Origin of the sequence: Streptomyces sp. CBMA123 (genome assembly GCF_014596465.1) — a bacterium.
Taxonomy (GTDB): Bacteria; Actinomycetota; Actinomycetes; order Streptomycetales; family Streptomycetaceae; genus Kitasatospora.
Genome location: NZ_MECK01000224.1, coordinates 42,600 through 55,281, shown reverse-complemented (window position 1 = coordinate 55,281; position 12,682 = coordinate 42,600). Strand labels below are relative to the sequence as shown.

Below are 12,682 nucleotides of genomic sequence, written 5' to 3'. Positions count from 1 at the left end.
GCGTGCCGCAGGGCCCGGGCGGGCGCGACGCGGGGCCGCCGCCCGCCGCCGCCGGGCGGCCGCGCAGCAGGGCCCGGGTGGGCAGGCCGGTCGCGGCGAGGCAGAGCAGCACGGCGCCGGCGGCGAGCGGGAGCGCCAGGCCCGGCGGGACGTACGGCGAGGTGCCCGCGACGGCCCGGGTGACCGGCACGAGGGTGAGCCAGGAGATGACCGCGCCGATCGCCAGGCCGGTGGCGGCGACCAGCAGGGCCTCCCAGCGCATCATCGAGCGCACCTGGCGCCGGGTGGTGCCGGCCAGGCGCAGCAGCGCGACCTCGCGGCGCCGGTCGAGTGCGGTCATGACCAGGGTGTTGGCGGCGGTGATCGCGGCGAAGCCGCCGAGGACGGCGGCCATCACGGTGTTGGCCCAGGCGTTGAGTTCGGTCATCAGGTCCGCGTGGGCGATGAAGGCGGCCCGGTCGGTGACGGTGGCGCCGTCGGCCAGCGCGCGCAGCTGGGCGGCCACGGCGGCGCGGTCCGCGTCCGGGCGGTCGGTGACCAGGACCTGGCTGTCGTAGCCGGCGCTGACGTGGGCGGCCACGGCGGCCCGCGGCAGCAGGGCCCGGCCGAAGCCGAGCCCGCGCTCGTAGGTGGCGACCACGGTGGGGTGCGCGGTGGTGCCGTCGCCGAGCCAGATCGGCACCCGGTCGCCGACCTGGGCGTCCATCGCGTCGGCCAGGCCGGTGTCCAGCGCGACGGTGTCGGCGGTGCGGCCGAGGTCGGCGAGCGAGCCCTGCCGCACCCCGAGGTCGAGCACCTTGGACAGTGCCGCCGGGTCGCCGTCGACGCCCAGCGCGGTGGCGGTGCCGATGGCCTTGCTGCTGGTGTAGAGCACCGAGGTGCGCAGGACGCCCACCGCGGCGTCCACGCCCGCTACGCCGGCCGCCCGTCGGGCGGTGCCGGGGGGCAGGCCGGGGCTGTGGTCGGCGGGGGCGAGGACGTGCTCGGCGGTGATGCCGCTGCGCACGTTCTCGCCGCTGACGTGGCTGATCGTGCTCTGGATGAAGAGCAGGGTGCCGCAGAACGCGGTGACCAGGACGATCGGGGTGATCGCGGAGGCCAGGCGGCGGGCGTTGGCCCGAGTGTGGTCGGCGGCCAGGGAGCCGGGTGCGCCGCCGGTGCGCAGGGCCGGGCCCAGGGCGGCGGAGGCCAGGCGGGCCACCCAGGGGCCGAGCAGGGCGACGGCGATCATGAAGCAGATGACGGTGCCCTGGGCGCTGGCGGCGGCCTTCGAGCCGTCCAGGGCGGAGCTGAGGACGGCGGTGGTCACGCCGCCGGCGGCCAGGAGCAGGCCGAACGCGGTGCGCACCACGCCGGGCAGGCCGGGTTCGACGGCGGCCTGGCCCAGTGCCTGGCCCGGGCGCAGCCTGGAGGGGCGGCGGGCGGCCAGGAAGCCGGCGGTCAGTGCGGACAGGGTGCAGGTGAGGACGGCGGCGAGCATCGGCAGCGGGCCGATGTCGAGGTGGATGCCGGCCGGGATCGCGCCGCGTGAGACCAGTGCGTCGAACCACCAGCGGGCGAAGGCGAGTCCGGGCAGGATGCCGAGGGCGGCGGCGAGGGGGGCGACGAGCACGGCCTCGGTGGCGATGGTGCGGCGGATCTGTCGCGGGGTGGCGCCGATGGCGCGCAGCAGGGCGAACTCGCGGGCGCGCTGGCCGGTGGCGAGTGCGACGGTGCTCAGGACGACGAAGATCGCGGTCATGGCGGCGTAGGCGCCGAAGCTGCCGCCGACGGCGTAGAGGAGTTCGCGGGCCAGGCCGAGGGAGGGCTGTTCGGCGGCGGCGCGGTCGTCGCCGGTGAGGACGTCGGCGCCGGTTCCGACGGCCTGGCGGACCTGGGCGGCGAGGTCGGTGGTGCTGGTGCCGGGGCGCGGCTGTACGGCGATCGCGTCGATCAGGCCGGGGTGGCCGCCGAGGCGGTCGGCGGTGGGGGCGGCGAACCAGGCGGTGGGGCCGGTGGGTTGGGCGGCGGCCAGGCCGGCGAGGCGGTAGGTCGCGGTGGCGCCGGGGGCGGTGAGGGTGAGGCCGGCGCCGGGTGCGAGGTGGGCGGCGTGCGCGGTGTCGGTGTCCAGGACCACTTCGTCGGGGCCGGGCGGGTGGCCTTCGAGGAGGCGGTCGGCGGGGCCGGCGATGCCGAGGGCGGCGAAGTCGCGGCCGGTGAGGGCGGGGTGGCCGTCGGCGGCGGGGAGGGGGAAGGCGCTGTCCGGGCGGGCTGCGGCGACGCCGGGCAGGGCGGCGATCGCGGCGACGGTCGTGGCGTCCAGGCGGGCGCGTTCGGACAGCGGGGTGCTCTGGGCCTCGGAGGTCTCCCCGCCGGCCGTGAACGTGGTGCGGACGGTGGTGTCGCCGGCGACGAGGACGGGTGTGTTCGCGTACCGGGCGGGTGGGAGCTTGGCGGTCAGGCCGGTCTGCAGGAGCAGGCCGCAGGCGGTGATGACGGCGGAGCCGAGGAGCAGGGCGATCAGGGTGCCGGCGAAGGACGCGGGTCGGAACCGGATCGAGGCGCGGGCCAGGCCGTTGGTCATGCCGTGGCTCCCAGCGGGGCGGCCTGGCGGGCGGTCAGGGCCGTCGGGGCGGGCTGGGCGGTGCGGGCGGTCAGTGCGGCCAGGTGGTCGGCGACGGCCTGCGGGGTGGGGCGCTCCAGCCGGTCGGCGAGCGTGCCGTCGAGGAGGAAGAGGGTCTGGTCGGCGGCCGAGGCCGCCACCGGGTCGTGGGTCACCATGACGACGGTGGCGCCCAGGGCGTCCACCGCGTGCCGCAGCAGGCCGAGCACCTCGTGGGCGGTGCGGGTGTCCAGCGCGCCGGTGGGCTCGTCGGCGAAGACCACGTCGGGGCGGGTGATCAGCGCCCGGGCGATGGCCACGCGCTGCTGCTGGCCGCCGGAGAGCTGGCCGGGGCGCCGGGCGTGGTGCTCGCCCAGGCCGACCTGGGCGAGCAGTTCCCGGGCCTGCCGGGTGTCCTGGCGCCGGCCGGCCAGGCGCAGCGGCAGCAGCACGTTCTGCTCGACGGTGAGCGAGGGGAGCAGGTTGAAGGACTGGAAGACGAAGCCGATCCGGGTGCGGCGCAGCCTGGTGAGCTGGTTCTCGTTGAGGCCGGTGATGTCCTGGCCGCCGAGGCGGATCTCGCCGGAGTCCGGGCGCTCCAGGCCCGCGGCGCACTGGAGGAAGGTGGACTTGCCGGACCCGGAGGGGCCCATCACGGCGGTGAAGGTGCCGTGCGCGAGGGCGAGGTCGATGCCGCGCAGGGCGTGGACCGCGGTGCGTCCGCTGCGGTAGGTGCGGTGGACGCCGCGCAGGTGGATGGCGGGGGCCGCGGTCGGGTCGTTCGGGATCGTGCGGGGCTCGGGCGAGCGGCGTGCCATCGTGGGGCCTTCCTGCATGGAGTCGTCGGTGTGATCCACGCTAGGAGGTCGGGTGCAGGCGAACCATGGTGGCCGCTGGTGGGGTGGGGGTGGGGGTATCCCCACCGGTCGGAGCCCGGCGGTCGGGGTGTCGACGGGGACGGCGGTGTGCGTGAAGGCTTCGGCACCTGAGCGGACTTGACGGTGTACCGGCTCGCGGCCGGCGGGTGGAACGAGCGCGGTTCGGCCCCCGGGGCGGGGCGCGGCGGCGGTCGGCACCGCCGACGCCCGATCGACTTCGTTGCCGGAAAGCGGACTTGGCCCGGACCCCGCCGTCGAGGTCCTGGATGACGTGGTTGCCGTCCACGTTCTCGATGGTGGTTGGTGACGCTGTGCGGGGTCGGCCCCCGTCCGGCCATCGGGTGCACGAACCAGCTGCGCCACCGGAGGACGCCGTGGCGGTGAGGTGGCTCCGGGGGCGCGGCGCCCTGGTCGGCAGGAGGTGGCGGGCGGTGCGCGCGGGTCATCCACCCGGGCGGATCCACCTGCGGGCGAGTTCGGCGACCCAGGTGGCGGCCTCGCCGGGAGCCGCCGGGGGCGCGGCGACGACGACGAGTTCGGTGACGCCCGCCGCGGCGAGCCCGGGCAGGTCTTCCGGGGTGGCGTCGCTCGGCGCGACGGCGACCGTGAGGTCCCCGAGGACGCGGCCGCGGCGGGCGCACGCGTCGGCCAGGACGGCGACGCGTGCCGCGATGTCGGCCACGGGCACGTTGAAGCCGTACCAGCCGTCGGCGAGGGCCGCCGCACGGCGCAGCGCGGCGTCGCCGTTCCCGCCGACCAGGACCGGCAGCCGCGCGCCGCGCAGCGGCTTGGGGTTGACCCGGATCGCGTCGAAGCGGGTGAACTCCCCCGCGAAGGAGGCCGGGTCGTCGGCCCAGAGGGTGCGGATCGCGGCGAGGTACTCGTCGGTGCGGCGGCCGCGTGCGGCGAAGGGGACGCCGAGCGCGGCGAACTCCTCGGCCGACCAGCCGACTCCGACGCCGAGGCCGAAGCGGCCGGCGGACAGGACGTCGAGGGTGGCGGCCTGCTTGGCGACCACGACGGGGTTGTGCTCGGGCAGCAGGAGCACGCCGGTGGCGAGTTCGATCCGGCTGGTGACGGCCGCGGCGAAGCCCAGGGCGAGCAGCGGGTCCAGCCAGTCCGCGTCCGCGGGGACGGCGATCCGGCCGTCCGCGGAGTAGGGGTAGCGGGAGTCGGGCTCGTCGACGAGGACCACGTGCTCGCCGCACCACAGCCGCGCGAAGCCGTGTGCCTCGGCCGCCACCGCCACGGCCCGGATCACCTCCGGCCGGGCGCCGTCACCGATGCCGAGCGCGTGCAGGCCCACCCGCATGCTCCACCTCCTGGCGTCGACCCTAGGCGGCGGGGTGCGGGCGCGGGCGCCGCGGCGCGCCCGGGACCGGGGCGTCGACGCGGGGTGTCGAACCGGGTGTCGACGCGGGGTGACGAACCTGGGCGCCGGGCCCCTGCGGCCGTGGGAGCGCGGCGGGGGTCCTCACCCGGTCGTGGCGGGGTGGTGTCGGCGGGCGGTGCGCCAGGCGTCGGTGACGGCGCGGTGGGCGCTCTCCGTCGCCGTGGGGATGTCGCCGTCCAGGTGGAGCGGGGCGCCGAGGTGGACGTGCAGGGCGGGGCGGCGCAGCGGTGCGGTGGCCAGGCCCGCGAGTTGTTTGGCGGCGCTGCCCGAGCTGAGGCGGCGGGCGCCGTACTGGCCGAGGGGGACGACGGGGGCGCCGGTGGCGGCGGCCAGGCGGGCCAGACCGGTGCGGAAGGGGCGGGGTTCCCCGTCGTGGGGGCCGCGGTGCCGGGGCAGGCCGCCTTCGCCGTAGATGAGGACGACGCGGCCGTCGGCGAGGGCGGTGGCGGCCGCGTCGAGGGCGGTGGCGGCGTGCGCGCTCCCGCGGTGGACGGGGACGTGCCCGCCGCGGCGCAAAGCGGTGCCGAGCAGGGGGATGCGCCACAGGCCGGCGGTGGCCAGCACCACGGGCCGGGTGCCCAGGCGGTGCAGGGCGGCGAGGACGACGGCGGGGTCGGCGAGCGAGGTGTGGTTGGCGGCGACGATGCTGCCGGGGGCGACGGGGCCGGGTGTTTCGGAGGTGACGGTCAGGCGGCCCAGGAGGGGGACCAGGGCGTGGGCGGTGGAGCTGAGCATGGCGTTCCTCGGTGCCTGGGGCAGGTGGTGGCGCCATCTTCGGGGACCGGCGGGGGCGGGCGCCTGAGTAGGGGTACTCAGGCCGGCCCGGGAATCGGGGCGTCGCCGCGTCGAAGCCGTACGGGAACGTGCTCACACCCGTCTCCTACGAGGGTGATACGGGACACCGCTGTCTGCTGTTCGGGCTGGATCGGGCTGAGTTAACAGAGCGTGGAGTGGCGACGGCGGAGGAAGTCGGCCAGCTTGGCCAGACTCCAGGTCGAGCACGGCAGGCCGTGCTCAGCCGGCTTGGACTTGGCGATCTTCCTGATCTCGCGGCGCTCGGGCAGCGTGGACATGCTCGGCCGTCCGCCCTTGTATGTCGGGTAGAGCGAGTCGAAGCCGTCGGCGTTGAAGTTGTGCTCGCGGACCCGGTCCACGCTGGTGAACGTCACCTCGGCGATCTTCGCCACGGGCATGCGCGGGGCGAACAGCAGCACCATCTGGGCCCGCCGCCAGGTCACCACCGACCCAGTGCCACAGCGGACGATCCGCAGCAGCCGTCTTCCCTCGTCGTCATCGACCTCACGAACCTGCACGCGTTCAGTCACGTGATCACTCTGACGGTCCGCTACCGCCCGGCACAGCAACCGGGCGATACGTCACGACGGGGCAAACCTTGCCTGATGCGGCACTAGCCGGGGCGAGCGGGCCCGGCGCGGGCAAACTCACCAACGCCCCGGGGCGAAACTCACCGCCCCTTCCCCGAAACTCCCCGGCACAGGTCGCGAGGGTAGCCGAACTCTCCCGCGCGAATCAGAGGATTGCGCCAGGGGTGAAAGTCGGTTCAGGCCTGGCGCCAGCTCACGAGCTGTAGAAGTCGGCTCCTCCGCCCTCCGTCAGCTCAGCTCGTCTGATGAGTAGATCTCCTGCGCCTAGCGTCGCGTCCGGCGGCCAGGGCCCGTGTCTGCCGGATGAGCGCATCCGGTCAAGAGGCAGCTGGTTCCCTCACGACGTGGGAACACTGCGCGAGGACTACACACACATGTGGAAAGGCGCAGCATGAGCCAGCCAGGCGGAACATCACACAACGATCAGCACCTCGCTCGAGCGGCACAGGCCATCGGCAGTATGGGACTCGTATCGCCCCTGCCGGCGCCGCCCGTAGCCGCCGCGCCTGGGCCCGACGAGACCTGGGACCTCGACGGAGGTTGGGCGTGGGTCTACTACGGGGCGGGAAACGGTGGCCTGGTTCGGCCTCTGGTCCTTTCCGACGGGTTCGACAGCGGCCCCAGCCTGTTGGACCACATCTGGGACGGGTGGAACGGCCAGGGTTTCCCATTCTTCAGCGAGCTGCTGGCCCGCGGCAGGAGCCTGGTCATCATCGGCTACGCCGAGCGAAGTGCATCGATCCTGGACAATGCCGAGGTCGCGATCGAGGCGATCTTGAAGACCATCCGCAACCAGCCGGACAGGAATGGGGGTCTGGTGGTCGGGGGCTACAGCATGGGCGGCCTCATCACCCGGTACGCCCTGGCCAAGATGGAGTTCGAGGGCGAGGACCACCAGACGGCCACCTACTTCAGCTATGACACGCCTCACGGCGGTGCCTGGATTCCCATCTCGGTTCAGGCGTTCGCGCACTACAGCAAGGAATTGAACTCGGCGTTCTCCGACCAGGTCAACAGCCCTGCCGCACGCCAGATGCTGTGGCGCCATATCGAGACGGTCGAGGGCAAACCCGCCGAGGACCCGTTGCGCACCGAGTTCCTCGCCGAGCTGAGAAGAGTCGGGTCGTGGCCGAGCCGGCCGCGCAAGATCGGCGTGGCCAACGGAGCGGGCAACGGAACCGGCAACCAGGACGTCCCGGGCGACGCGGCGCTGCGCTGCACCGACGTCTTGTTCGACAACACGGCCCTCTACATCCAGGCAAGCAGCGCGCATCAGTTGGTGGCCGAGCTGAGGTCGATCCTGCTGGTCTCGAAGGACGTCTACACCGACGGGTTCCCCGAGGGCGACGGCGCGCCCGGAGGACAGTTGTCCACCTTCAAACTCATCGCTGACGCGCTGAACCAGGCGGTCAACGGCAACACCGAGCTCTTCTACCCCGACACCTGCTTCATTCCGACGGTCAGTGCCGTGGCGATCCGCGACATCGGCACCAACGACGGCCTGTACACCAACGTCGACAACCTGCCGCCGAGCGAGAGCGAGCTCGACGAGTTCCAGTGCGCCAGTACCAACGAGGGACACATCCACATGACCCCCGAACACGGCAAGTGGCTCCTGGAGCGGCTGTCTGCCTAGAAGACTCGTGAAGGCCTTGGATTCTGGCCCTGCGGCGTGCTTGGGTTCTAGGGATCGTTGCAACACCCCAGTTCCAGGGGTGCAATGTTCGAGATCCGGGTGCCTGTGTGCCGCTGCCTGCGACTCACCACCGCACTTGCCTTTCGGGGCCCCTGCCTGCCGGGTCGCCCGTTTGCTGCGTCGGTGAGTTCGTCGTTGGTGGTGGCGGTGGCACAGAAGACAACAGGTGGCAGGCGGGGGTTGGAGTCGAACGCCGAACCGAACTGCGGACCGACCCCCGCCCGGCAGCCTGCCGAAGCACGAACCGGACCCCGGCCGGGGCGCGGCGACTGCCACGCCCAGCGGTAGGCTGCCGCGGCCCTGGGAAAGCACGTGAGGCCGCCATCCCTGCGGGGGTGGCGGCCTCTTGGTATTGGCAGGCGGGGCGGCGGGTTAGTCGGGCGGCGTGATCAGGTGCCGGTCGGCGCCGGCCTCCCCGGCCCGTTCGAACCTCAGGGGCCGACCCGATCGAAGCGCAGCGACGTGTGGCCGGCGTTGTCGTCGTAGATCTGGGCGACGAGCGCTGTTCCGACCGCGTCGGTTCGGGTTCCTTGCAGCCGGATCGTGGTCGGCTTGTTCACCCGGATCAGCTCGCTGATCGGTGCGGTCGCGTTACCGCCGGCCTGCGCGTTGCCGGGGTTCAGGTCGATGACCTGGTAGACGAGCCGCTCGCTCTCCGCAACGGCGGTACCCGAGGTGACATCCCACAGCCGGGCGGTGATGAAGGTGTTGACCGGGGGAACGCCCGCCAGGCGACCGCGGACGTTCGCGTCGAGTTCGTGGGTCCCGGCCCGGGGAAGGGTGACCTCCAGCGGGGTGTCGGTCCACACACCGGGCGGCAGGTCGACCACCGTGTTGAGGTGGGCGATTCCCCGGGCCGGCGCAGGCGCCGCCTCAGCCGCGGTGACGCTGGTCTGGACCGCCACGGTCGTAGCGCCCATGAGCACGGCCGCGGTGAGAGCGGCAAAGCCGGTACGCAGAGCTGGCATGATGCCTCCACAAATGCCAGTGGGATGTGCCACCGCCAAGGCAGAGCCCCTACGCGCAACGGATATATACCTGAACGGGTGACGCCCGCGCGCGAACCGACCCACGTGAGCTGGCGTGCGCCGGGAACACCCCAACCCACCCACACGGCCACCGCCAGACGGGCCCAGGAAAGTAAGCGGAGGTGGCGAGTTCGGCCGTGTGATGCTCTGACCACTCCACCAGCCGCCGCGTTGTCGTGATCCACAGGCTGCCGGCAGCCGTATTCGCGACCGGCGTGCAGACAACGGCCCGCTGTCCGGCGCGCACCGGTGGCAGTGGACTCGGCGGGACGCCGGGCGGTGACGGGCCACGGCCCGGCTCGTTGAACCGGGTGCCTGTGAGGCGCAGGACGGTGGTGCCCGGGCCGAATCCCCCCAAGCGCGGGCACCACCGGCGGCGGTGTGCTCCGGAGCGAGGGCGCCGGCACGGCCATGGTCCGCGGCTGACGCCGCGCGTCGTTGAGACGCCGTCAGCTGGGTGGCGCGATGATGAGGGGATCGCCGGTCCCTGTCCGGCGCGGACGGGGAAGGGGCCGGTGCTCGTGTCAGTCCAGGACGGTCTCGGGGAAATCCTCGCCGACATGCTGGCCGCCTGTCACCGCCTTGCCCCCCGTGAGATCCCCGAGCTGGTGGAGGACGCCGGGCGCCGCCTGGGACTGTCCCAGGCACAGATCTACGTCGCGGACGTGCAGCAGCACCACCTGGTCGCCCTGCCCACCCCCGCTCAGGCACTGGAAATCGCCGCCGGCGTGCCGGTGGAGCTGGAGAAGCTGTCCGTTGACACCTCGCTCGCCGGGCGTGCATACCGCACGCAGGCGGTGCAGCTCGCCGCGGCCCGCGCCCGTGCCGACCGGGTGGGGTGGCTTCCCCTGGTGGACGGTGTCGGCCGCGTCGGTGTTCTGCGGGTGGCCGCGCCTGTCCTCGACGAGCCGCTGCTGAAGCGGTGCACCGCTCTCGCCTCACTGGCCGCCATGATCGTGGCGACCAAGCAGCCCTACAGCGACGTCCTGGCCCAGACGATGCGCACCCGGCCGATGACGCTGCAGGCGGAACTGCTGTGGGCGTTCGTACCACCTCGCACGATCGGGACCTCTGTGGTGACCTCCACCGCCTTGCTGGAGCCGGCCTACGAGGTCGCCGGTGACGCCTTCGACCACAGCCTGGCCGGCACCCGCCTGCACCTGACCCTGCTCGACGCCATGGGCCACGACCTGGCCTCCGGCGGCTGCAGCGCCGTGGCGCTGGCGGCATGCCGCTCCACCCGCCGCGCGGGCGCCAGCCTGACCGACATCGCCGACCAGATCGACCAGACCCTGGAGCGCTGGATCCCCGAACGCCTGCTGACCTGCGTCATCGCCGACCTCGACACCGCTACCGGCCGCCTCCACTGGATCAACTGCGGCCACCCGGCGCCGCTGCTGATCCGCGACCACCACGTCGTGCCCGGCGCGCTCCACCGCACCCCGCACCTGCCACTGGGCCTGGGCGGCTCCCACCCCCCACCGCAGATCCACACCCTGCAGCTCCAACCCCGAGACCGCGTGCTGCTGTTCACCGACGGAGTCACCGAGGCCCGCTCCGCCGGCGGCGAACTGTTCGGCGAAGAACGCCTGGCCCACACCATCGTGCGCGCCATGGCCGACGGCCTCCCCGCACCCGAGGCCCTACGCCGCCTGATCCAGCAGATCATCCAGCACCAGAACCAGCACCTACGCGACGACGCCGCCGTCCTCCTCACCGAATGGCACCCCAACCGCTGACCCCACCCGAACGGGCGCCGGCCACAAACCAGACCTCGGTCCGAGAGCGGCCGGGTGACGAAGAAGTGGGTGGACACCAACATCGACACGGCTTCATACCGCCTCACCGTCCTGCGGGAGAACACGCCAGCCCGCACCTACAAGGTCGATAGGTCGTTCTACGAGGCGGTGGACGTCGGCTCGACCGTGGAACTGCGTTCCTGGCGAGGGCGGGTAGCCGAAATCATCCAGCAGAAGCACCGGAGTGACCCGCCGTCCACCCCGTGGGCCGCGACGTTCCGGATCAGCCTGCTGGTCACAGCGGGCACGGCGCTGCTGGCCAGCGGCCTGGCCGGGGTGTTCCTGGAACTGTGGAGGATCCAGGCGGTGATCCTGACCCCGCTGTTCCTCCTCACCTGGGGCCTCGGTGCGCACCTACTGCTCTGGCACTGGCCGCAAGCCCTCACCGCGACAGCTGACCCGTCTCGGCGGAGTTTGACGGGTGCGAAACTAGACGAGTAGATCCGAAGTTCTGGCCCGCCAAAGGGCAGAGGGTGTCCAAGATCAGTTTGTGACGACCGACCTGAACACCCTCTTGACCGCACTTTACGTGAAGATCGACGACGAGATCGGAGGAACCCGTTGGATGGGACGACCGCCCCTGCTCAGCGACTCCGAACTCGTCTGTCTCGCGGTCGCCCAGGCCCTGCTCGGCTACCACTCCGAGGCCCGCTGGCTGCGCTATGCCCGCAAGAACCTGTCCGACATGTTCCCCTACCTGCCCCAACGAGCGGGCTACAGCAAGCGGTTGAAGTCAGCGTTGCCGCTGCTCAAGCGCATGATCCGCGAACTCGCCATGGACACCGACTTCTGGACCGACACCGTATGGATCGCCGACTCGACCCCGGTGCCCTGCGGAATGTCCCGCCCGACCGTCCAGCGGTCGAGCATGGCCGGCTGGGCCGGCTACGGCTACTGCGCCTCCCACTCCCGCTTCTTCTGGGGCCTGCGCCTGGGCCGACGAGCTGTTCACGGTGAAGGACTCGCTGTTCCGGCTGACCGAGGACATCGGTCTGACCTACTCGTCGCTGAAAAGCGCGCGGTGGACCTCGTCGAAGTGGCCGAAGGAGCGTCGGCAGGCCGGGGTGTCCCACACCGTCCAGGCTGGTCCAACACTCCGAGTCACTGATCACCTGGGCCGCGATCACCCTCATGACCAGGCGTATCACCCGCCGCCAGTCCCGCAGGGCCGGCCAGCCCGCGTCCCGCGAAGCCCAGCGAGACTGATCATTCTGGCGGTCACCATGGTGCCAGCCCCAGAAGCGGCCTCCGGGCCTGTGGGCGAGACCCGAAGCAGCTCACCACCGGCTGACCGCTCCCGCTACTGGTCGTCCCGGTCCTCAAGGGTCGAGACGACCCGTGCCCCCCAGCCACGGCACACGCCGCTGCGGCGCCCGACACCGGCCCGGCCAACCGGCGGTCATCAATCCTTGTTGTCGAACATGAAACAGATGGCTCCGCCGTCGTCCCAGATTCTGATGCACGCTTTGAGGCCTTGCGGATGCTCCATCCAGATCTGCGAGGTGCCGGCCCTGGTCTCCCGGATCTTCTGCAGCTGCTGGATCGTCTCATCCAAGGTCAGGATGCCCATCAGGTCGTTCGGCTTGTCGGCCATCACTGCACCGTCTCTCTGCTCGGGTGCTCGCGCAAGGCTGCTCGCCTTCCTTTCCCTGCGACTGTCTGTTACGTCTCATCTTCATCGCAGTTGACGCCGCTGCGAGGTGGGACCAACCGTTCGAGGGAGTGTGTGCGGGGGACGCCATAGCCGCAGTCGCGTTCGCCTCCGGAGGGCTGTCCGCCACGGTGGGGGTGAGCTACTGCTCTCCGTGGCTCCGCGCGCGGCTCGGCGCCGGGCATCCGCCGCTTCCGCGCGGGCCTGCTTGGCTGCCCGCTCGGCCAGGCGCACGGGGCAGAACTCCTCCTGCGTCCGGTTCACCGCCTGA

General features: G+C 72.4%; 9 protein-coding genes and 2 pseudogenes. 4 read left to right on the top strand and 7 right to left on the bottom strand.

Annotated elements, in window-relative coordinates; translation table 11 throughout:
• From BG452_RS24230 to BG452_RS24210, 5 genes and pseudogenes are all read right to left on the bottom strand, one after another.
• A partial coding sequence (locus BG452_RS24230; protein WP_188306471.1) for an FtsX-like permease family protein occupies positions 1-2,563 on the bottom strand: 2,563 nt, incomplete at its 3' end.
• A complete protein-coding gene (locus tag BG452_RS24225; protein ID WP_188306470.1) occupies positions 2,560-3,399 on the bottom strand; it encodes an ABC transporter ATP-binding protein in 840 nt (279 codons plus the stop codon). The genes BG452_RS24230 and BG452_RS24225, both read right to left, overlap by 4 nt.
• Positions 3,400-3,901: 502 nt before the next feature.
• Complete coding sequence (locus BG452_RS24220) at positions 3,902-4,771, bottom strand: LLM class F420-dependent oxidoreductase (RefSeq protein ID WP_188306469.1); 870 nt, start codon at positions 4,769-4,771, stop codon at positions 3,902-3,904.
• Between the two features lie 162 nt (positions 4,772-4,933).
• On the bottom strand, positions 4,934-5,587 hold the full coding sequence (locus BG452_RS24215) for a lysophospholipid acyltransferase family protein (RefSeq protein WP_188306468.1): 654 nt from the start codon (positions 5,585-5,587) through the stop codon (positions 4,934-4,936).
• A gap of 227 nt (positions 5,588-5,814) precedes the next feature.
• Positions 5,815-6,177, bottom strand: a pseudogene (locus BG452_RS24210) (hypothetical protein); the annotation flags it as partial.
• 451 nt (positions 6,178-6,628) lie between these two features.
• Between BG452_RS24210 and BG452_RS24205 the strand changes: the two are divergent.
• Entirely contained in the window at positions 6,629-7,873 is a 1,245-nt protein-coding gene (locus tag BG452_RS24205; RefSeq protein WP_223242658.1) for a hypothetical protein, read from the top strand.
• A gap of 491 nt (positions 7,874-8,364) precedes the next feature.
• Here the strand turns inward: BG452_RS24205 and BG452_RS24200 are convergent, their stop codons facing one another.
• A complete protein-coding gene (locus BG452_RS24200; RefSeq protein WP_223242657.1) occupies positions 8,365-8,940 on the bottom strand; it encodes a hypothetical protein in 576 nt (191 codons plus the stop codon).
• Between the two features lie 542 nt (positions 8,941-9,482).
• On the opposite strand from BG452_RS24200, the gene BG452_RS24195 reads away from it, so the two are divergent.
• From BG452_RS24195 to BG452_RS24185, 3 genes and pseudogenes are all read left to right on the top strand, one after another.
• Positions 9,483-10,700, top strand: a complete 1,218-nt coding sequence (locus tag BG452_RS24195; RefSeq protein ID WP_317621200.1) for a PP2C family protein-serine/threonine phosphatase — start codon at positions 9,483-9,485, stop codon at positions 10,698-10,700.
• A gap of 54 nt (positions 10,701-10,754) precedes the next feature.
• The gene (locus BG452_RS24190) at positions 10,755-11,201 is read left to right on the top strand and encodes a hypothetical protein (RefSeq protein WP_188306467.1); all 447 of its coding nucleotides are present in this window, start codon (positions 10,755-10,757) and stop codon (positions 11,199-11,201) included.
• Between the two features lie 49 nt (positions 11,202-11,250).
• Positions 11,251-11,694: pseudogene (locus BG452_RS24185) on the top strand (IS982 family transposase); the annotation flags it as partial.
• Between the two features lie 468 nt (positions 11,695-12,162).
• On the opposite strand, the gene BG452_RS24180 reads toward BG452_RS24185, so the two are convergent.
• Positions 12,163-12,354, bottom strand: coding sequence for a hypothetical protein (locus tag BG452_RS24180; RefSeq protein ID WP_188306466.1), 192 nt, complete (start codon positions 12,352-12,354; stop codon positions 12,163-12,165).
• Positions 12,355-12,682: the final 328 nt, after the last annotated feature.